17 protein-coding genes and 1 tRNA gene are annotated in these 19,075 nt (G+C 74.6%); 11 read left to right on the top strand and 7 right to left on the bottom strand.

What is annotated here, in order from left to right:
- Window positions 1–58: 58 nt before the first annotated feature.
- The 3 genes from OMK64_RS04340 (at window position 59) to OMK64_RS04330 (ending at window position 2,626) form a co-directional block, all read left to right on the top strand.
- Complete coding sequence (locus OMK64_RS04340) at window positions 59–508, top strand: MaoC family dehydratase N-terminal domain-containing protein (RefSeq protein WP_272726750.1); 450 nt, start codon at window positions 59–61, stop codon at window positions 506–508.
- Window positions 505–930, top strand: coding sequence for a MaoC family dehydratase (locus OMK64_RS04335; protein ID WP_272726748.1), 426 nt, complete (start codon window positions 505–507; stop codon window positions 928–930). The genes OMK64_RS04340 and OMK64_RS04335 overlap by 4 nt, the downstream gene beginning before the upstream one ends.
- 409 nt (window positions 931–1,339) lie before the next feature.
- A complete protein-coding gene (locus OMK64_RS04330) occupies window positions 1,340–2,626 on the top strand; it encodes a Tat pathway signal sequence domain protein (RefSeq protein ID WP_272726746.1) in 1,287 nt (428 codons plus the stop codon).
- Window positions 2,627–2,687: 61 nt separating this feature from the next.
- Here the strand turns inward: OMK64_RS04330 and OMK64_RS04325 are convergent, their stop codons facing one another.
- Window positions 2,688–3,773, bottom strand: a complete 1,086-nt coding sequence (locus OMK64_RS04325; protein WP_374694056.1) for a LacI family DNA-binding transcriptional regulator — start codon at window positions 3,771–3,773, stop codon at window positions 2,688–2,690.
- 191 nt (window positions 3,774–3,964) lie between these two features.
- On the opposite strand from OMK64_RS04325, the gene OMK64_RS04320 reads away from it, so the two are divergent.
- Genes OMK64_RS04320 through OMK64_RS04310 form a run of 3 tightly spaced genes read left to right on the top strand, consistent with a single transcriptional unit; the run spans window position 3,965 to window position 7,987 of the window.
- Complete coding sequence (locus OMK64_RS04320; RefSeq protein ID WP_272726744.1) at window positions 3,965–5,578, top strand: MFS transporter; 1,614 nt, start codon at window positions 3,965–3,967, stop codon at window positions 5,576–5,578.
- Window positions 5,579–5,601: 23 nt separating this feature from the next.
- Window positions 5,602–6,870, top strand: a complete 1,269-nt coding sequence (locus OMK64_RS04315) for an MFS transporter (protein ID WP_272726742.1) — start codon at window positions 5,602–5,604, stop codon at window positions 6,868–6,870.
- 10 nt (window positions 6,871–6,880) lie between these two features.
- A complete protein-coding gene (locus OMK64_RS04310; protein ID WP_272726740.1) occupies window positions 6,881–7,987 on the top strand; it encodes a UDP-N-acetylmuramate dehydrogenase in 1,107 nt (368 codons plus the stop codon).
- Here the strand turns inward: OMK64_RS04310 and OMK64_RS04305 are convergent.
- The 4 genes from OMK64_RS04305 to OMK64_RS04290 form a co-directional block, all read right to left on the bottom strand.
- Window positions 7,977–9,119 (bottom strand): adenosine deaminase, encoded by a 1,143-nt coding sequence (locus OMK64_RS04305; protein ID WP_272726738.1) that lies wholly within the window; start codon window positions 9,117–9,119, stop codon window positions 7,977–7,979. The genes OMK64_RS04310 and OMK64_RS04305 overlap by 11 nt on opposite strands.
- Before the next feature lie 91 nt (window positions 9,120–9,210).
- Window positions 9,211–9,894, bottom strand: a complete 684-nt coding sequence (locus OMK64_RS04300; RefSeq protein ID WP_272726737.1) for a response regulator transcription factor — start codon at window positions 9,892–9,894, stop codon at window positions 9,211–9,213.
- On the bottom strand, window positions 9,894–11,423 hold the full coding sequence (locus OMK64_RS04295) for a sensor histidine kinase (protein ID WP_272726736.1): 1,530 nt from the start codon (window positions 11,421–11,423) through the stop codon (window positions 9,894–9,896). Before OMK64_RS04295 ends, OMK64_RS04300 begins: the two co-directional genes overlap by 1 nt.
- A 184-nt stretch (window positions 11,424–11,607) precedes the next feature.
- Window positions 11,608–12,837, bottom strand: coding sequence for a pyridoxal phosphate-dependent aminotransferase (locus OMK64_RS04290; RefSeq protein ID WP_272726773.1), 1,230 nt, complete (start codon window positions 12,835–12,837; stop codon window positions 11,608–11,610).
- A 223-nt stretch (window positions 12,838–13,060) separates the two neighbouring features.
- On the opposite strand from OMK64_RS04290, the gene OMK64_RS04285 reads away from it, so the two are divergent.
- The 5 genes from OMK64_RS04285 (at window position 13,061) to rplA (ending at window position 15,805) form a co-directional block, all read left to right on the top strand.
- Window positions 13,061–13,133: transfer RNA gene (locus OMK64_RS04285), tRNA-Trp, on the top strand.
- A gap of 124 nt (window positions 13,134–13,257) precedes the next feature.
- Window positions 13,258–13,539, top strand: a complete 282-nt coding sequence (gene secE / locus OMK64_RS04280) for a preprotein translocase subunit SecE (protein WP_124344592.1) — start codon at window positions 13,258–13,260, stop codon at window positions 13,537–13,539.
- Window positions 13,540–13,625: 86 nt separating this feature from the next.
- Window positions 13,626–14,423: a transcription termination/antitermination protein NusG gene (gene nusG / locus OMK64_RS04275; protein WP_272726735.1), complete on the top strand. Its 798-nt coding sequence runs from the start codon at window positions 13,626–13,628 to the stop codon at window positions 14,421–14,423.
- A 96-nt stretch (window positions 14,424–14,519) separates the two neighbouring features.
- Window positions 14,520–14,951 carry a 50S ribosomal protein L11 gene (gene rplK, locus OMK64_RS04270; protein ID WP_124344590.1) on the top strand — a complete coding sequence of 144 codons (432 nt, stop codon included), beginning with the start codon at window positions 14,520–14,522 and terminating at the stop codon, window positions 14,949–14,951.
- A gap of 134 nt (window positions 14,952–15,085) precedes the next feature.
- Window positions 15,086–15,805 (top strand): 50S ribosomal protein L1, encoded by a 720-nt coding sequence (rplA, locus tag OMK64_RS04265; protein ID WP_272726733.1) that lies wholly within the window; start codon window positions 15,086–15,088, stop codon window positions 15,803–15,805.
- Window positions 15,806–16,111: 306 nt separating this feature from the next.
- On the opposite strand, the gene OMK64_RS04260 is transcribed toward rplA, so the two are convergent.
- Both OMK64_RS04260 and OMK64_RS04255 read right to left on the bottom strand, forming a co-directional pair.
- Window positions 16,112–17,074, bottom strand: a complete 963-nt coding sequence (locus tag OMK64_RS04260; RefSeq protein WP_272726732.1) for a hypothetical protein — start codon at window positions 17,072–17,074, stop codon at window positions 16,112–16,114.
- A 35-nt stretch (window positions 17,075–17,109) separates the two neighbouring features.
- Complete coding sequence (locus OMK64_RS04255; RefSeq protein ID WP_272726731.1) at window positions 17,110–18,972, bottom strand: chymotrypsin family serine protease; 1,863 nt, start codon at window positions 18,970–18,972, stop codon at window positions 17,110–17,112.
- Window positions 18,973–19,075 lie beyond the last annotated feature (103 nt).

Here is a 19,075-nt window from a genome sequence, read left to right as displayed (position 1 = left end):
GAGTCGAGCAGGGCTGAGGGCCGAGCAGGCCGACGCGACGGACGACAGGAGCACGAGGATGCCGGTCGACACCGGGTACGCCGGGCGCGAGTACGCCCCCAACCCGCCGTACGAGGTGGGGCGCGAGAAGCTGCGCGAGTTCGCGGCGGCCGTCGGCGCGACCCACCCGGCGCACACCGACCCCGAGGCCGCGCGCGCGCTCGGCCACCCCGACGTGATCGCACCGCCGACGTTCGCGGTCGTCGTCGCGCAGCGCGCCGAGGCGCAGCTCTTCGAGGACCCGGCGGCCGGCATCGACTTCAGCCGGGTCGTGCACGCCGACGAGCGGTTCACGCACCACCGGCCGATCCACGCGGGCGACCGGCTCGTCACCGTCCTGCACGTCGACTCGATCGTCGAGCGCGCAGGGCTCGCCATGATCACCACGCGCGCCGAGATCGCGGCCGAGGACGGCGAGGCCGTCGCGACCGTCGTCTCGACGCTCGCCGTCCGCGGGGAGGACGCATGACCACGCCCGTGCTCGCCGAGCTGACCGTCGGCCAGGAGCTCGCGCGCCGCGAGGTCACCGTCGACCGGGCGCGCCTCGTCCGGTACGCGGGCGCGAGCGGCGACTTCAACCCGATCCACTGGAACGAGCGCGTCGCCACCGCGGTCGGCCTGCCGGGCGTCATCGCGCACGGCATGTGGACCATGGGCGCCGCGAGCAGCGTCGTCGCCGACTGGGCCGGCGACCCGGGTGCCGTCGTCGACTACCAGGTGCGGTTCACGCGGCCCGTCCCGGTGCCCGACCCGGGCGCCGCGACGGTCGAGGTCGTGGCCGTGGCCGGGGCGCTCGATGCCGAGGCCGGCACGGTGCGCGTCGACCTGACGGTGAGCGTCGACGGCGTGCGCGTGCTCGGCAAGGCGCAGGCGGTCGTCCGCCTGTCCTGACGTGGCGTCGCCGACGCACCGGCACGTCCCGCACGACGCCGGTGGACGCACCTGTCGTCGCCCGGGACGTCGCGCGCGGCCGGCGCCGCCCGGCGCACCTGCACGTCGTCGCCCGGGGCAGTCGCGCGAGCGCGTCGCCCGTGCGGGGGACCCTGGCGCGTCCCGCCGCGTGACACGTGTCGCCGATTCGTCCGGCTTCTTCCTTTCCGTCCGGCCGCTCCCTACGGTGTACCCGGGCCGCATCGTCGCGGCCCGACGCCCACAGAGGAGAGCACCGATGCAGCACACGACGACGGAGTCAGGCGCGCGGGTCTCGCGCCGCACGTTCCTCGCACTGACCGGCGCGGGGGTCGCTGCCGGCGTGGCGGTCGCCAGCGCGCCCGGCGCTGCAGCCGCCGCTGGTGGACACGTGTCAACGGGCCGCGGTCACGGTCACGGCGCGTCCGCGCAGCGCGCGGCGGTCGGCTTCCTGCAGGCCGCCGCCGACGCGTACCCCACCGTCAACACGGGCCCGCGCCTCGCGCAGAGCTACGGCGACGAGCTCGGGCTGTTCAGCACCGCGTTCACCTACGACAACGCGCTCGCGATCATCGCGCTGCTGGCCGACGGCAAGCGGTCGAGCGAGCAGACGGCCCGGGTCCTGGGCGACGGCCTGCTCTACGCGCAGGACCACGACCCCGGCTACTCCGACGGTCGCCTGCGCCAGGGGTACAACGTCGGGCCGTACACCTTCTACGACGGCAACCCCCAGCCGTACGGCTTCGTCCAGCCCGACGGCACGGCGAACATCGGCTGGCAGTTCGGGTTCCTCGGCACCGCGGTCGGCGACATGGCGTGGCCGGGCATCGCGCTGCTGCACCTCTTCGACCGCACGCGCGACCGCCGCTACCTCGCGGGTGCCGTCCGGATCGGCGAGTGGATCACGACGAACACGTGGCGGACGACGGGCCTCGGCGGCTTCTCGTTCGGCGTGAACGGCGTGAACGCGCCCGTCCCGAACGGCTCGACCGAGCACAACATCGACTGCACGGCGTTCTTCGCGATGCTCCGCAGGGCGACGCGCGACAACCGGTGGAAGGAGGCCGCGGCCCACGCGCGCGCGTTCGTCGACCTCATGTGGGAGCCGACGGAGGGCTTCTTCTGGACCGGCACGAACGACGGGGTCGAGATCAACCGCTTCCCGGTGCCGCTCGACACGGTGACGTGGGCCTGGCTCGCCACCCGCGACCGCACGTTCAAGCGCGGCCTCGACTGGGCGGGCACGGCCCTCGCCGTCACGGACGACGCGTCGGCGGCCACGTCGCAGCTGCCCGACGGAGAGACCGTCTCCGGCGTCACGTTCAGCACCGCGAGCCCGCAGTCGACCGCGCAGTACAACGGCATCACCGTGCACCCGCAGGGTGTGTGGCTCGAGGGCACCGGGCAGCTCGCGACCGCGCTGATCGACCGCAACGGTCGCGGTGACGCCAAGGCGGCGGAGCGGCTGCTCGGGCAGATCCGGCACGCGCAGGACGTCCTGGGCGTCGGCCAGCACCTCGGGGGCGTGGTGGTCGACGGGGGAGTCGTCGCGGCGTCGAGCCTGCTCGACACGGGGTTCGGGTTCGGGTACTTCCAGGTGCAGCACGTCGGGGCGACGTCGTGGTTCGTCTACGCGGCGACGCGCAGCAACCCGCTCGACTGGCTGAAGCGCAGCTGACGCCGGCGCACGGCCGCGCCCCGGTCCTCCCCGGCGGAGGTGGAGGACCGGGGCGCCCGCGTCAGGCCGGGGCGGGGCCGGTCGTCGTCCCGATCCGGAGCGTGACGCCGAGCTCGCGGTAGGGCGGGGTCTCGCCGGCGAGCAGGTCCTCGACCGCGTGACCGACGGCGGCGCCCTTCTCGGCGAGCGGCTGGACGACGGTCGTGAGGACGTCGGGCGCGAGCCACGGCAGGTCGAGACCGTCGAACCCGGCCACGGACACGTCCTGCGGGACACGCAGCCCGAGCTCCCGCGCGGCGAGCACGACGCCCGACGCGAGGAGGTCGGACTGGCAGACGACGGCGGTCGGCCGGTCGTCGCCCGACAGCAGCGCGAACCCCGCGGTCTTGCCGTGCTCGACGAGGGAGGCAGGCGTCTCGTAGATCGCCTGCGGGGTCACCCCGGCGTCCGTCACCCCGGCGAGGCGTCGTCGCGTGATCTCCCAGTCGACCTGTGCGAGGCGGTCGGCGTCGACGACGCCGTCGCGGCGGGCCCGGTCGAACGGGAGCGTGACCACGGCGATCCGCTCGTGACCGAGCGCGAGCAGGTGCTGCGTCGCCTCGGTCATGCCGCGCCGGTCGTCGATGCCGACGGTGGTGACGCCCTCCTGCTGGCGGCCCTCGACGACGACCGTGGGGATCCCGCGGCGCTGGAGCGCGGTGAGCGTGGGGTTGTCGGTCGTGCCGCCCCACATGAGGACGGCGACGTCCATCGCGGCGGACTCGACGAGCGGGTCGACGGGCGGCTCGGTGGGGTCGCTGGGCCCGGGGATGAGCAGGACGCCGAGGCCGAGCGAGCCGAGCGTCCCGACGAGCCCGTCGAGCACCTGCACCGAGACCGGGTCGCGGAAGGACCGCTTGAGCGCGTCGCCGACGACGACGCCGACGATGCCCGACCGCCCGCGGCGCAGCTGGCGCCCGAGGGGGTTGGGTCCGGCGTAGTCGAGCTCGACCGCGGCGTCGAGCACGCGCTGGCGGGTCGCGGCGGCGATGGGACCGGCGCCCGAGAACGCGAGCGACGCCGTGGAGACGGAGACCTTGGCGGCCGCGGCGACGTCCGCGAGGGTCGGGCGAGGGCGGGGCAGGGGTCCACCTCCGGGTCGGCGCACCGGGCTCAGCCGCCCGCGCGGGCGGGACGGGGAGGGTGCGACGGGGCACGCCGCGCGGGTGCGCGAGCGTGTTGACGCGACCGCCAGCGTACCCGCAGAATGTCCCGTCCCCTCAAATCGATTCGACCTCGCCGCGAGAGCTGATCGAATCGATTCGAGCATGTCGTCCGACCCGCGCCCGGAGCCCCGCCGTGTCCCACCCCGCCCCCACCGGGCAGCCCCTCTCGTCTGCGCCGTCCGCACCTCTCACGACCCCGCCGGGCGGCGCCCCGACGACGCCGCCCGCGCACGGCGACGGCCGCCGGCTCGCCCGCGCCCGCTGGCTCCTCATGGGGCTGTTCGCGCTCACGGGCGTCACGTTCTCCAGCTGGCTCGCGCGCATCCCCGCGGTGCGCGACGCGCTCGACCTGTCGACCGCCGAGCTCGGCGGCATGCTCCTCGTCGGGTCGCTCGGCGCGCTCGTGACGGTCACCGCCGCCGGGATCGTGGTGCAGCGCTTCGGCAGCCGCGTCGGGATCGTCGCGTCGACCGTCGCGCTCTCGATCGGGTACGTGCTCATGGGCGTCGGGCCGGCGGTCGGCTCGGTCGCCGTGCTGGCCGTCGGCATCTTCCTCAACGGCGTCGCCGTCGCGCTCGGCAACGTCCCGCTCAACGTCGAGTCCGGACGCGTCGAGCGCGCGATGGGCCGCACGGTCATCCCGCAGTTCCACGCCGCGTTCTCGATCGGCGCCGTCACCGGCTCGGGCCTCGGTGCCGCCGCCGCCGCGCTCGACGTGCCCGTCGTCGTCCAGTTCTCCGCCGTCGCCGCGCTCGCGGTGGTCTGGCGCCTCGCGTCGCTGCGCGGCGTGGTGCTCGACGACGCCCCCGGCGACCGCCGGCGCTCGCAGCCCGTCCCCGCGACCGGGACGGCCGACGCCGGGTCGCGGGCGGCCGTCGTCCCCGGAGCACGTGCGGGTCGCCGCCGCCGCATCGCCACCGCGCTCGACTCGTGGCGTGAGCCGCGCACGCTGCTCATCGGCGTCGTCATCATGGCCGCCGCGCTCTCGGAGGGGTCCGCGAACGACTGGCTGTCCCTGGCGGTCGTCGACGGGTTCGACCGCAGCGAGGCCGTGGGTGGTGCGATGCTGGGCGTGTTCGTCGGTGCCATGACCGTCGTGCGGCTGCTCGGCACGCGTCTCATCGACTCCTTCGGCCGCGTCGCGGTGCTGCGTGCGTCGGGCGTCGTCTCGCTCGGCGGCCTGCTGCTGTTCGGCCTCGCCCCGACGCTCGAGCTCGCCGCCGTCGGCATCGTCGGCTGGGGCTTCGGCGCCGCGCTCGCGGTCCCCGTCGGGATCGCCGCGGCGTCCGACGACCCGCTGCGGTCGGCCGGTCGCGTCGCCGTCGTCTCCTCGTTCGCGTCCGTCGCCTCCCTCGCCGCGCCGCCGCTGCTCGGCCTCGCCGCCGAGTCGATGGGCGCACGCCACGCGCTGCTGCTCATCGGCGTCGCCATGGTCGCGAGCGTCCTGCTCGCCGCTCGGGTCGCGCCGGAGCAGCCCGCCGCGACCGGTGCGCCGGTCGACGCCGGACGGCCGGAGCACGCCGTGCTCGCCGACGCCGACCCCGACCCGCTCGCCGCCCTCGCCGCGCACGGGGCGGAGCAGGCCGAGCAGCCGGCGCTCGCCCGCCCGCACGCGCGTCGCCGGCACCGGGTCCGCGCCCGGGCGGCACGAGCCGGCGCGGCCGTCCGTGCGCGCGCCACGACCCTCCACGTGCGCGCCACCGGTCGCGCACGTGCCACGACGAGCAGGAACGGGCACGATCGATGACGGCACCGCGCACCGGAGGAACGATGTCCGACACCCCGACCCAGCCCGACCTGCGTGTCCGGCGGGCGTCGCTGGCCGTCATGGCCGTGTTCGTGCTCAACGGCTTCAACTTCGCGACGTGGGCGTCGCGCCTGCCCGCGATCCGCGACGGCCTGGACTTCTCGCCCGAGAAGATGGGCCTGCTGCTGCTCGTCGGCGCGGTCGGCTCCCTGGTGGCCCTGCCGCTGTCGGGCATGGTCGTCGAGCGGCTGGGCGCGCGTCGCACGGTGCTCGGGTTCGCGGTCCTCAACGGCGTCGGCCTGACGGTCGCGGCGCTCGGCGTCGCGGCCGGTCAGGTGTGGGTCGTCGTCGTCGGCATGGTGCTGTACGGCGTCGGCACGGGCGTGTGGGACGCCGCGATGAACCTCGAGGGTGCCGCGGTCGAGCAGGAGCTCGGTCGCACCGTGATGCCGCGGTACCACGCCGGGTTCTCGTTCGGCACGGTCGGTGCGGCGGGCGTCTCCGCGCTCGCGGCCCTGCTGCACGTGCCCGTCGCGGTGCACGTGCCGGTCGCGGTCACCGCGTCGGTCGTCGTCGTCGCGTTCGCCGTCCGCGCGTTCCTGCCCGCCGGCTCCGAGCACCCGCACGCCGTCACGGACGAGTCGGGACCACGCGGTGCCCGCGGCGCGCTCGCCGCGTGGCTCGAGCCGCGCACGCTGCTCATCGGACTCGTCGTGCTCGCGGCCGCGCTCACCGAGGGCTCGGCGAACGACTGGGTCAGCCTCGCGGTCGTCGACGGCTTCGACACGTCCCACGCGCTCGGCGCCCTGGCCTTCGGCGTGTTCGTCGGCGCGATGACGAGCATGCGCTGGTTCGGCACCGCGCTGCTCGACCGGTACGGCCGCGTCGCCGTGCTGCGGCTGTGCGCGGTCCTCGCGATCGTCGGTCTTCTCACGTTCGCCCTGGCCGGGCAGCTGTGGCTCGCGCTCGTCGGCGTGGTCGCATGGGGCGCCGGTGCGGCGCTCGGGTTCCCCGTCGGCATGAGCGCGGCGTCGGACGACCCGCTGCGCGCCGCACCGCGCGTGAGCGTCGTGTCGACCATCGGCTACAGCGCCTTCCTCGCCGGCCCGCCGCTGCTCGGCCTGCTCGCGCAGCACGTCGGCTACCGGAACGCGCTCCTCGTGATCCTCGTCCCCGTCGTCCTCGGCCTGCTCGTCGTCAACGCGGCGGCGCCCCTGCCGCGCCCGTCGGCCGCGCAGGCGGGCGACGCCGCGGAGCCCGCCGACGCGAAGCGTCCCGACGCCGCGGTCTAGCCTGGGCGGCGTGCAGCACGTGACGACCCCGACGACGACCCCCGCCCTGGCCGACCTCACGACCCTGCGGGTCGGGGGACCGGCCGCGCGCTACGTCGAGACGACGACCGAGGCGGAGCTGATCGACGTCGTGCGCGCGGCGGACGACGCGGGTGAGCCGCTGCTCGTCGTGGGAGGCGGCTCCAACCTGCTCGTCGCCGACGCCGGCTTCGAGGGTGTCGTCGTGCGTGACGTGCGGACCGGTATCGACGTGCCCGACCACTCGGCGTGCGCGGGGGTGACGTACACCGTCCCGGCGGGCACGCCGTGGGACGAGGTCGTCGAGCACGCCGTGACGCACCGGCTGGTCGGCCTCGAGGCGCTGTCCGGCATCCCCGGCTCGACCGGTGCGACGCCCGTGCAGAACGTCGGCGCGTACGGGCAGGAGGTGTCCGAGACGATCGCGACCGTGCGCGTCTGGGACCGCGGCCGCGGCAGGGTCCGCACGCTGCCGCTCGTCGACCTGCGCTTCGGGTACCGCACGTCGCTGCTCAAGCGCTCGATGCGCCCGACCGCGGCCGACCCCGACGACCCGCGCGCGCCGTGGGGCCCCACACCGCGGTACGTCGTCCTCGACGTGACGTTCCAGCTGCGCCAGGGCACGCTCGCACAGGCCGTCCGCTACCCGGAGCTCGCGCGCACGCTCGGCGTCGGCGTGGGGGAGCGGGCCCCGATCCTCGACGTCCGGGCCGCCGTGCTCGAGCTGCGCGGGCGCAAGGGCATGGTCCTCGACCCCGCCGACCACGACACGTGGAGCGCCGGGTCGTTCTTCACCAACCCGATCCTCGACACCGCCGGAGCCGCCGCGCTGCCCGCCGACGCGCCCCGCTTCCCCGCGGGTGACGGTGCGACCAAGACGAGCGCGGCCTGGCTGATCGAGCACGCCGGGTTCGGGCGCGGCCACGCGGGGCCGGGCGCCGCGGCCCTGTCCGACAAGCACACGCTCGCGCTCACCAACCGCGGCGGGGCGACGGCGGACGAGCTCGTCGCGCTGGCCCGGGAGATCCGCGACGGCGTGCGCGCCGCGTTCGGCGTCGAGCTCGAGCCCGAGCCCGTGCTGGTGGGCGTCAGCCTCTGACCTCGACGCGCGCGCCCTCGGCGTCCGCCGGCTCGCCGGCCCGCCCGGGTCCGTCCGCCGCGTCGGGGTGCCCCGCGGAACGCGTCGTCGCACCGCCTCCCGAGCCCTCGCCGTCGTCGCCCGCGAGCCACGCGTCGACCCCCGCGAGCAGCCGCCCGCGCACGCTCTCCGACGCGCGGCTCGCGAGGATCGACGACCGCGCGAGCGCCGCGAGCTCGGCGTCCGAGAACCCGTGCACGGCCCGCGCGGTCTCGTACTGCGCGACCAGGCGCGACCGGAACAGCAGCGGGTCGTCCGCCCCGAGCGCGACGCGCGCACCGGCGGCGACGAGCGCGCGCAGGGGCACGTCACGGTCCGCGCCGTAGACGCCGAGCGACACGTTCGACGCCGGGCACACCTCGAGCGCGACGCCCTCGTCGACCACCCGGTCCAGCACCCGCGGGTCCTCCGCGCTGCGCACGCCGTGGCCGAGCCGGTCGGGGCGCAGGGCGTCGAGCACCTCCTCGACGTGCGCGGGCCCGAGCAGCTCACCGCCGTGCGGCACGGCCGCGAGCCCGGCGCGGCGCGCGATCGCGAACGCGGGGCCGAACGCCTCGGTGTCACCGCGCCGCTCGTCGTTCGACAGCCCGAAGCCCACGACCTCGCCCGGCCCGTCGCCTGCGTGCCGGGCGGCGAGCCGGGCGAGCGTCCGCGCGTCCAGGGGGTGCCGCATCCGGGACGCCGCGACGACGACGCCGACGTCCACGCCGATCGCCTCGCCCGCCCGACGCGCCTCGTCCAGGACGATCTCCAGCGCGGGCGTCAGGCCGCCGACGAACGGCGCGTACGACGTGGGGTCGACCTGGATCTCCAGGCGTCCCGACCCCTCGGCTGCGTCGTCCTCGACGGCCTCCGCGACGATCCGGCGCATGTCGTCCTCGCTCCGCACGCACGCGCGCGCCGCGTCGTACAGCCGCTGGAACCGGAACCAGCCGCGCTCGTCGGCGGGCACGTGCAGCGGGTCGGCGTCGAGCAGCACCGCCGGCAGCCGGATGCCGTGCCGGTCGGCCAGGTCCGCGAGGGTGCCGGGCCGCATCGAGCCGGTGAAGTGCAGGTGCAGGTGCGCCTTCGGCAGGAGGGCCAGGTCACGCATCGGCACAGTGTGCCAGCCACGGCCAGGTGCGTCGGCCCGGGGCACCGGCGCCGCGGGCAGGTCGCACGGACGGCCGGCCCCTCCTGTCCGCTCAGCCGACCGCGGTCACGTCCACGAGCCGGTACCCCACGCCGCGCACGGTGTCGAAGTGCTCGGCGCCGACCTTGCGTCGCAGGTACCGGACGTACACGTCCACCACGTTCGATCCGGGGTCGAAGTCGTAGCCCCACACGTCGGACAGCAGGCGCTCGCGGGTCAGCACGTCCCCCGGGTTGCGCAGGAAGGTCTCGGCGAGCGCGAACTCCCGCGCGGACAGCTCGACCTCCTGGTCGCGCACGCGGATGCGTCGGGTGCGCAGGTCGAGCTGCAACGGCCCGTGGCTGAGCACGGTGACGTCACCCGCCGGCTGCGGCTGCTGCTGACGCAGGCGCAGCCGCACGCGCGCGAGCAGCTCCTCGAACCGGAAAGGCTTCGCCATGTAGTCGTCGGCGCCCGACTCGAGCCCCGTGACCGTGTCGGTGACGGACGAGCGCGCGGTCAGCACGATGACCGGCAGGGTGTGCCCGGCGTCCCGCAACCGCCGCAGCACCTGGAAGCCGTCGAGGTCGGGCAGCCCGAGGTCGAGGATCACGAGGTCCACACCCCCCGCACGGACGCGCGCGAGCGCGTCGTCGCCGGTCGTCACGGCGGTGGCCTCGTACCCGGCGGTGCGCAGGCCCTTGGCGACGAAGGCGGCGATCCGCTCCTCGTCCTCGGCGATGAGGATGTGCGTCATCAGTGCTGCTCCGCGTGGTCGGCGATCGGGTCGGGGGCGGTCGTGTCACCGTCGACGAGGTCGACGGCGGGCAGGTCGAGGACGAAGACGGCGCCGCGGCTCCCGCGCTCGGGGGGCCGCTCGACGCCCACCGTGCCGTGGTGGGCCTGCGCGATGGCCGCGACGATCGGCAGCCCCAGGCCCGCGCCGTTCTGCGACCGGTCCGCCTGGCCGCGGTGGAACCGCTCGAAGATGCGGCGCTCCTCCGACGCCGGCACGCCGGGGCCCTCGTCGCGCACCCACAGCAGCAGCCGGTCGCCCGACACCTCGGACCCGAGCCACACCGTCGAGCCCGGTGGTGAGAACCGGTAGGCGTTCGCGAGCAGCTGCAGCCACGCCTGCGTGATGCGCTGCTCGTCGAGGCTCACGGTGACGTCGGCGCGCGACGTCACGACCCAGCGCCGGTCGCCGAGCCCGCGCGCCTTCTCGTGCACGTCGTCGGTCAGCCGCCCGACGTCGGTCGGCGCGAGCCGCACGAAGTCGGGCCGCTCGGCGGTCGCGAGGATCATGAGGTCGTCGACGAGGCGGTGCATGCGGTCGAGCTCGTCGAGCGCGAGCGACTGCGTCGCCCGGACGTCCTCGGGGTCGTCGGGGTCGAGCAGCTCGAGGTGGCCGCGGACGATGGTCAGCGGAGTCCGCAGCTCGTGGCCGACGTCGTCGAGCAGCTCGCGCTGCGACCCGAACGCGCGCTCGAGCCGGTCGAGCATCGCGTTGACGGTGTGCGCGAGGTCGCCCAGGTCGTCGTTGCTGCTCACGCTGATGCGCTCCGACAGGTCGGACTCGGTGACCCGCCGCGCGGTGTCGCGCAGCAGCCGCAGCGGGTGCAGCAGCCGGCCGACGACGAACCACGCGACCACCGAGATGCCGAGCAGCGCGAGGATGCCGACCGCCGAGTACGTGAGGAACGTCGTCTGGAGCGTGCGCATCTCGGCGCTGCGGTCGAACGCGACGACGAAGAACCCGAGTGCGGGGTCGCGGTCGACGCGCACCGGCGCGGCCATGAGGCGGTACTCGGTCACGCTGGTGCGGACAGTCTGGACCGTCGGCCTGCTGGTCGTGAGCGACAGTCGGCTGAGGTGGTCGATGAGCTCGGTGTCGGTGTCGAGGCGGATCGCGTTCGTCTCGGGCGCGGCCCGCCACTTGAGCCGGCCGGACAGCAGGGCGATCACGCCTTCGTTCTTGCCCGGCACGCGGTTGCGCACCGCGACCTCGAGGACGTCCTCGACGGTCTCGGCCGGGGCGTCGGTCGTCGGGTTCTCCTTCTCGACGACGCGGAGCGCCGACAGGGCGCGCGCGAGGGAGTTGTCGATCCGGTCGTCCGTCTCGCGCGACTGCAGCCAGAACGCGGACGCGCCGGCGACGAGCACCGTCAGGGCCGACAGCACGATCACGGCGGTGAGGATGCGGACCCGGACGGTGAGGTGCGCGGCGGTGAGCGGGGCCGGCGCGGGAGCGCTCCCGCGCGCGCTGCGTGGCTCGTCCGGACGCATGGCGGACAGTATGGACCGGGCCACGGACGCGGCGCAGTACCAGATCAGCCGCGTCACGAGCACGGGGGACGGCCCGCCGCCGACGGTGACTGCCGTCGTACGGGTGGTCAGGGCCGTCGGCCGGGCGTCCTCCGGGCGGGGCGGGGTCCCAGCGGCCGCGACTGCCGGGTCGCGGCCGCGCGCGTCACTCCGCCTCGGCCAGCAGCCCCTGGATGCGTGAGACGCCCTCGACGAGGTCGGCGTCGGCGAGCGCGTACGACAGGCGCAGGAACCCGCTGGGCCCGAACGCCTCGCCCGGCACCACCGCGACCTCGACCTCGTCGAGGATGAGGCTCGCGAGCTCGGCCGACGTGCGCGGCGTGACGCCGCGGATCGTGCGGCCCAGCAGACCCTCGACCGACGGGTAGGCGTAGAACGCGCCCTGCGGCGCGGGCACCTCGACGCCGTCGATCGCGGCGAGCATCTCGACGATCGTGCGGCGACGGCGGTCGAACGCGGTGCGCATCTCCTCGACGGCCGCCAGGTCACCCGTGAGGGCCGTGATCGCGGCGCGCTGCGAGACGTTGGCGACGTTCGACGTCAGGTGCGACTGGAGGTTCGTCGCGGCGGCGATGACGTCGCGCGGGCCGATCATCCAGCCGACGCGCCAGCCGGTCATCGCGTACGTCTTCGCGACGCCGTTGAGCACGACGCTCGTGTCCGCGAGCTCGGGGACGACCCGCACGATCGGCGTGAACACGGCGTGGTCGTACGTCAGGTGCTCGTAGATCTCGTCGGTGACGACCCAGATCCCGTGCTCGAGCGCCCACCGGCCGATCTCGGCGGTCTGCTCGGGCGAGTAGACGGCGCCGGTGGGGTTCGACGGCGAGTTGAAGAGCAGGATCTTGGTGCGCGGCGTGCGCGCGGCCTCGAGCTGCTCGACGGTGACGAGGTAGCCCTGGTCGACACCGGCGAACACCTCGACGGGCACGCCGCCCGCGAGGCGGATCGCCTCGGGGTAGGTGGTCCAGTAGGGCGCGGGGAGCAGCACCTCGTCGCCCGGGTCCAGCAGCGCCGCGAACGCCTGGAAGACGGCCTGCTTGCCGCCGTTGGTCACGAGCACGTCGCCGGGGCTGACGTCGTAGCCCGAGTCGCGCAGCGTCTTCGCGGCGATCGCCTCCCGCAGCGCCGGCAGTCCCGCGGCGGGCGTGTACCGGTGGTTGGCCGGGTCCTGCGCCGCGGCGACGGCGGCGTCGACGATGTAGGCGGGGGTCGGGAAGTCCGGCTCGCCCGCACCGAACCCGACGACGGGCCGGCCGGCGGCCTTGAGCGCCTTGGCCTTGGCGTCGACCGCGAGGGTCGCGGACTCGGCGATGGCGGCGACCCGGGCGGACACGCGGGCGCGGGGGGTGGTCTGCTCGCTCACGGCCCCCATAGTGGCAGAGGTCACGTGGCGGCGGCCCCGCCTTTCGACCCGTGGCGCGCGCGGCGGCGACGTCCGCGGGGCGGCCCGGGGAGGCGTCGGCGGACGTGGTTCGACCCATCGGGTCCCGTCGCGTACAGTGGACCCCCGGCGGTTGACCTCCGCCATGATGAGCCGCGCCCACGCGTGCACCGACGTGCGGGCCGACGAGTCACGGAGCGGGTCCGGCCGCCGTAGGGCAGTGGCGCAATTGGTAGCGCAGCGGTCTCCAAAACCGCAGGTTGCAGGTTCGAGTCCTGTCTGCCCTGCGCACGCGTCCCGGCTCCCGGCCGGGCGTGAGCAGGATCGCCGGACGGTCCGGCGCGTCGCGTCAGCCGTCCCACCGCCGGGCCGCACGGTCCCGGTGGCCACCACGAGACACAGGGGCCAGACGTGAGCGAAACCGCACCGGCCGCGGCGTCCGACGCCGGGGGCCCGGCGACCGCCCGCGAGCCCAAGTCCGTCAAGGGCGAGAAGAAGCGCGGGCTGTTCGCCCGCATCGCGCTCTTCTGGCGCCAGGTGGTCGCCGAGCTCAAGAAGGTCGTCCGCCCGACGCGCTCCGACCTGATCACGTACACGACGGTCGTCCTCGTGTTCGTGGCGGTCGTGATGGCGTTCGTGACGGTCGTCGACCTCGGGATCGGCCGGCTGACGTTCTGGGTGTTCGGGGGCTGAGCCCTCGCGGCCGCACCGGCCGGCCCACGGTGGCGAGGACTCTCGCCACCCGCACGCACCCCACGCGGGAGAAAGCAGGTTCGCACGTGTCGCAGGAGTCGCAGGAGCCCACCGGCGCCGAGACGGAGCTCGAGGACGCCCTGGCGTCGGTCGAGGCGGTCGAGGGCACCGCGGGCGACGAGCTCGCTCCGGCCGACGACGCGTCGACCGACGAGGTCGCCGAGGTCGAGGACGAGGCCGCCGAGGTCGAGGAGTCGGCCGAGGACGCCGAGCCCGACCCCGACGAGGACCCCGTCGCCGCCTTCAAGTCGCAGCTGCGCAGCCAGCCCGGCGACTGGTACGTCATCCACTCGTACGCGGGCTACGAGAACCGCGTGAAGGCGAACCTCGAGAACCGCACGCAGAGCCTCAACATGGAGGACTTCATCTACCAGGTGGAGGTCCCCATGGAGGAGGTCGTCGAGATCAAGAACGCGCAGCGCAAGGTCGTCAAGCGCGTCCGTATCCCCGGCTACGTCCTCGTCCGCATGGAGATGACCGACGAGTCGTGGGGCGCCGTCCGGCACACGCCGGGCGTCACGTCGTTCGTCGGCCACACCCACCAGCCGGTGCCGCTGACGCTCGACGAGGTCTTCTCGATGCTCGCGCCGTCGCTCACCCCGAAGGCCCCCGCCACGGCGGCCGCGGCCACCAAGAGCACCTCGCAGATCCAGGTCGACTTCACGGTCGGCGAGTCGGTCACCGTCACCGACGGCCCGTTCGACACGCTGCCCGCGACGATCTCCGAGATCAACGCCGAGAACCAGAAGCTCAAGGTGCTCGTCTCGATCTTCGGCCGGGAGACCCCGGTCGAGCTCTCGTTCAGCCAGGTCGCCAAGATCTGAGCCTGACGGGACCGCCCCGCCGCAGCGGGACGTTCCATTGCAACCGGGTCATCGCCCACGGCGTCGGCCCACGACACACGGAAAGGGGACGGCTGCATGCCTCCCAAGAAGAAGGTCACCGGCCTCATCAAGCTCCAGATCAACGCCGGTGCGGCCACGCCCGCCCCGCCGATCGGCCCCGCGCTCGGTCAGCACGGCGTGAACATCATGGAGTTCTGCAAGGCCTACAACGCGGCGACCGAGTCGCAGCGCGGCAACGTCATCCCCGTCGAGATCACGGTGTACGAGGACCGCTCGTTCACCTTCATCACGAAGACGCCGCCGGCCGCCGAGCTCATCAAGAAGGCTGCCGGGGTCGCCAAGGGCTCCCCGACGCCGCACACCGTGAAGGTCGCGACCCTCACGTCGGCCCAGGTCCGCGAGATCGCGAGCACCAAGCTCGAGGACCTCAACGCGAACGACCTCGAGGCCGCCGAGAAGATCATCGCCGGCACGGCCCGCTCGATGGGCATCAAGGTCGAGGGCTGACGCCTCACCCCGCCCGCCGGCGGACGACGTCGGCGGGCACCACCTCGGCGTGAAGCCTCACGTCGAGGACGAAAGTCCAGTGGCAGGGCCCTGTGCGGCCCGACGGACCACGACTGCTGAGAAGAGAGAAGCAGATGGCGAAGCACAGCAAGGCGTACCGCAACGCCGCCGAGAAGATCGAGGCCGGCAAGGTCTACAGCCCGCTCGAGGCCGTCCGCCTCGCGCAGGCCACGTCGACCACGAAGTACGACGCGACCGTCGAGGTGGTCTTCCGCCTCGGTGTCGACCCGCGCAAGGCGGACCAGATGGTCCGCGGCACGGTCAACCTGCCGCACGGCACGGGCAAGACCGCGCGCGTCCTGGTCTTCGCGACCGGTGAGCGCGCCGAGCAGGCCCGCGCGGCCGGCGCCGACGAGGTCGGTGGCGACGAGCTGATCGAGAAGGTGGCCGCCGGCTACACCGACTTCGACTCGGCCGTGGCGACCCCGGACCTCATGGGCAAGGTCGGTCGTCTGGGCAAGGTCCTGGGCCCGCGTGGTCTCATGCCGAACCCGAAGACCGGCACCGTGACGATGGACGTGGCCAAGGCCGTGTCCGACATCAAGGGCGGCAAGATCGAGTTCCGCGTGGACCGTCACGCGAACCTGCACTTCATCATCGGCAAGACGTCGTTCTCCGACGTCAACCTGGTGGAGAACTACGCGGCGGCGCTCGAGGAGATCCTGCGTCTCAAGCCGTCCGCCTCGAAGGGTCGCTACATCACGAAGGCGACCGTCTCGACCACGAACGGCCCCGGCATCCTGCTCGACCAGAACAAGACCCGGAACCTGACGGTCGAGGACGACGCCGCCTGAGGCTCGTCCCCACGCACGAACGGCGAAGGCCCGGTCCCCCCTGCGGATCGGGCCTTCGTCGTTCTCGTCCCACCGGTCCTGCTGCCGACCGGTCCTGCCCGCTCGTCCTTCCCCGCTCGTCCTGCGCTGCGCGCCACGCGCCGGTCACCGGCGCGGGTGGTCCTCAACCGTGTCGCGCGCCGCACGGGCCGAGCCCGGAGGCGGGGTCCTCGTCCCGCCGGCTCCGCGCCCATGCACGCCGACGTACGGAGCCCCCGTCGACCGCCCGAGCACCCGGACGACCGGCTGCTCGCGGCCGCGGCCGGCTCAGGAGCGGTGCGCGACCATCGACGGCGTGCGGGTGTGCCCCACCAGCTCGAGCGGACGGGACCACAGGCCCGACAACCACGCGCGCTCGTCGTCGCTCGGGTCGCGGTCGAGCGTGAGCTGGGCCGTCCACTCCACCGCGGACGCGAGCGTGCGGGCGACGGCCGTCGCCCGGTTCGGCAGCGCGTCGCCGCCGAGCTCGCGGTACTGCGCGGCGAAGGTGGCGACGGGGTCGAGCTGCCACGCGGGATCGAGCGCCGGACCGAGCGCGAGCGCGAGCCAGTCGAGCGCCGTCGCGACGTCCCACCGGGGGTCGCCGCACCCGCTGCGGCCCGGGCGCGCGGGGGCCAGGGGACCCTCCGGCGTGTCCCGTGCGACGCCCAGGAGCACCGCCCGCACGGCCCCGCGGGACCGTGTCAGGACGACCTCGTCACCGGTCGGGTCGCCGTGCACCCACTGCACGGGTAGCCACGACCGTCGCGTCTCCTCCACGGCGCGGCGGATGCCGGGGTGCGCGCGGACCGCCCAGACGGGGCCGGTGTCGCCGGGCAGGACGTCGAGCCAGTCGGGCAGCGGCTCGGTCAGCACCCAGGGCAGCTCCGCGACGGGTGTCGTCGGGGTCAGCGGCGTGCGGTGCAGGCGCACGAGCGCCGCCGCCCACGCCGCCAGGAGCTCGCGCAGGTCGACCCGCAGCGACGGGAGGGCGCCGTGCGCGTGCATCTGCTCGGTCAGGTCCTCGAGCTCGCGGACGAGCGAGCGGGTTCCCGTGCCGGGCGTGCCGAACGGCGCGGGGGCGATCACGTGCCGCCCCGTGGGGCCGTCGTGCGGGGCCTCGGCGGGCTCGGGGCCGAGCCCCAGGACCTCGGGAGACCGCCCGGCGGCGGCGTGCCGGCCTGCGGACGGCCGCAGCGCGATGACGCGTGCCGTCGGCTGACGGTCGACTCCTTCTGCCAGGACGCTCATGTCGGGCGGTCTCCTCGTGGTCTCGGTGTCTCTCGTCAGCGAGCGCGGCCGCGGACGATCGCGGTGACGTAGCCCGCCCAGAAGGCCTCACGCTGGCGACGTGCGGCCTCCGCACGGACGCGGGCGAGCGCGACCGCGGCGCGCTGCGGGCCGTAGATGCGGGCGTAGGCCTGCGCGAGCGCCTCGGTGAAGGGCTCCGCGAAGGGTTCGGTGAACGGCTCGGTGAACGGCTCGGTGAAGGGCTCCGTGAACGGCTCGGTGAACGGGTTCGCGCCGAGGGCCTCGGTGAACGGCTCGGTGAACGGTTCGGTGAAGGGCTCCGTGAACGGTTCGGTGAAGGGCTCGGTGAACGGTTCGGTGAAGGGCTCGGTGAACGGGTTCGCGCCGAGGGCCTCGGTGAACGGCTCGGTGAAGGGCTCCGTGAACGGCTCGGTGAACGGTTCGGTGAAGGGGTTCGCCGTGAGCGACTCGGTGAAGGGCTCGGTGAACGGCTCCGTGAAGGGCTCGGTGAACGGGTTCGCCGTCAGCGCCTCGGTGAACGGCTCCGTGAACGGCTCCGTGAACGGCTGAGCGGCCGCACCCAGGCGGTGCTCGCGCACCTCGCCGGCGGCCGAGGCACGCCCGGCAGGACCCCCGGCGCGGGCCGTCGACGGTCCTGTCGAGCCGTCGGACGAGGAGCCACCGGTCGCAGCGGGCCCGTCCGCAGCCGCACCGTTCGACGGCGCGCGGACGCCGTCGGGCGCCTGCGGGCCGACGGCCCGCCGTCGCCGCGAACGCCGGTAGGCGGCCGACACGGGCGGGAACAGACCGCCCGACGCGCGCTGCTGGGCAGCCCGCAGCTGTGCGGCCCGACGCGCGAGCGCCGCCTGGCGGGCCCGTGCGGCGCGGACGGACGCGGGCGTCGCGACGTCGACGCCGAGCGTCGACAGGACCGCGGCGATGGGGTTGGCGACGGAGAAGGAGCCGTCGCCCTCGCCGGCCCACAGCAGCCCGACGACCTTGCCGTCCTCGTCGACGACCACCGACCCGGAGTCGCCGCCCGCGGAGAACGACGGCTGCCCCTCGGCGGGCTCGACCCGGATCTGGTCCCGCAGGGTCCGCCACCCGATGCCGGGGCCGAAGTCGACGGACGTCGTGAAGTCGGTGGACACGACGCGCCCGGTCCGCAGACCGGTCGTGCGGCCGTGCTTGCGGACGACGGAGCCGTCCACGGCGGCTGCGGACCCGGTGACCGCGCCGATGCCGACGACGCCGGGCACCCACGCCGTGCCGGGCGCGATGGCGACGACGGCGGCGTCGATGCGGTCGGTGAGGGTGCCGCGGACGAGCAGGCCGAACTGGTCGCCGCGCGAGGCGCCGTCGGCGAGCGCGGGCTGCACCCAGCGGCTGCCGACGTCCTCGAGGCCGTCACCGGCGGCGACGTGCCAGTTGGTGAGGGCGAGCGCGCGGCCGGTGTGCCGCTCGACGACGACGACGCCGAGCGTGCCGTTGACGGAGCGCAGCTCGGCGGAGCTGGCGCTCTGGATGGTGACGGGGTCGACGGGACCGATGCTGATGCCGCCGGCGAGCGGCCGGACGCGTCCGCGCATGAGCGTCGTGACGTCGTCGACGGCCGGGGCCTCGTGGTGCAGCACGACGTGGTGCTCGACGACGTCGGTGGGGACGCCGTCGATGGTCGCGGGGATGCGCTGGGCGTCGTCGAGGTCGGCCGCGTCGAGCTTGCGGGTGACGTGCACGACGATCGCCTGTCGCCCGGTGGGGCGCCCGTCGGACCACTTCTCGCCGATGTCGACCCCGACGACGCCGGGGCGGGCGATGAGCGAGTCCTCGTGGGTGCGCTTGGTCGGACGGATCTGCTCCCGGCTGAGGGGCTCGGGCGCGCTGTCCTGCTCGGTCATGTCGTGCGTCTCCTCGGTTCGAAGTCCACGGTCCCGGCCCGCTCCGGCGCCGTCGCCGCGGGGGGCGGACCGGACGGCGTGAGCTCGGGCGGGTGCTGGCGAG

This window comes from Cellulomonas fimi, assembly GCF_028527925.1.
Lineage (GTDB): Bacteria > Actinomycetota > Actinomycetes > Actinomycetales > Cellulomonadaceae > Cellulomonas > Cellulomonas fimi_C.
This window is presented reverse-complemented; position numbering and strand designations above follow the sequence as displayed.

Excerpts from the sequence above, each read along its gene's own strand:
- OMK64_RS04305 (WP_272726738.1), bottom strand. The coding sequence starts at position 9,119 with ATGCGTGACCTGGCCCTCCTGCCGAAGGCGCACCTGCACCTGCACTTC.
- OMK64_RS04315 (WP_272726742.1), top strand. The coding sequence starts at position 5,602 with ATGTCCGACACCCCGACCCAGCCCGACCTGCGTGTCCGGCGGGCGTCG.
- OMK64_RS04340 (WP_272726750.1), top strand. The coding sequence starts at position 59 with ATGCCGGTCGACACCGGGTACGCCGGGCGCGAGTACGCCCCCAACCCG.
- OMK64_RS04335 (WP_272726748.1), top strand. The coding sequence starts at position 505 with ATGACCACGCCCGTGCTCGCCGAGCTGACCGTCGGCCAGGAGCTCGCG.
- OMK64_RS04260 (WP_272726732.1), bottom strand. The coding sequence starts at position 17,074 with ATGAGCGTCCTGGCAGAAGGAGTCGACCGTCAGCCGACGGCACGCGTC.
- OMK64_RS04295 (WP_272726736.1), bottom strand. The coding sequence starts at position 11,423 with ATGCGTCCGGACGAGCCACGCAGCGCGCGCGGGAGCGCTCCCGCGCCG.
- OMK64_RS04255 (WP_272726731.1), bottom strand. The coding sequence starts at position 18,972 with ATGACCGAGCAGGACAGCGCGCCCGAGCCCCTCAGCCGGGAGCAGATC.
- OMK64_RS04290 (WP_272726773.1), bottom strand. The coding sequence starts at position 12,837 with ATGGGGGCCGTGAGCGAGCAGACCACCCCCCGCGCCCGCGTGTCCGCC.
- rplK (WP_124344590.1), top strand. The coding sequence starts at position 14,520 with ATGCCTCCCAAGAAGAAGGTCACCGGCCTCATCAAGCTCCAGATCAAC.
- rplA (WP_272726733.1), top strand. The coding sequence starts at position 15,086 with ATGGCGAAGCACAGCAAGGCGTACCGCAACGCCGCCGAGAAGATCGAG.
- OMK64_RS04300 (WP_272726737.1), bottom strand. The coding sequence starts at position 9,894 with ATGACGCACATCCTCATCGCCGAGGACGAGGAGCGGATCGCCGCCTTC.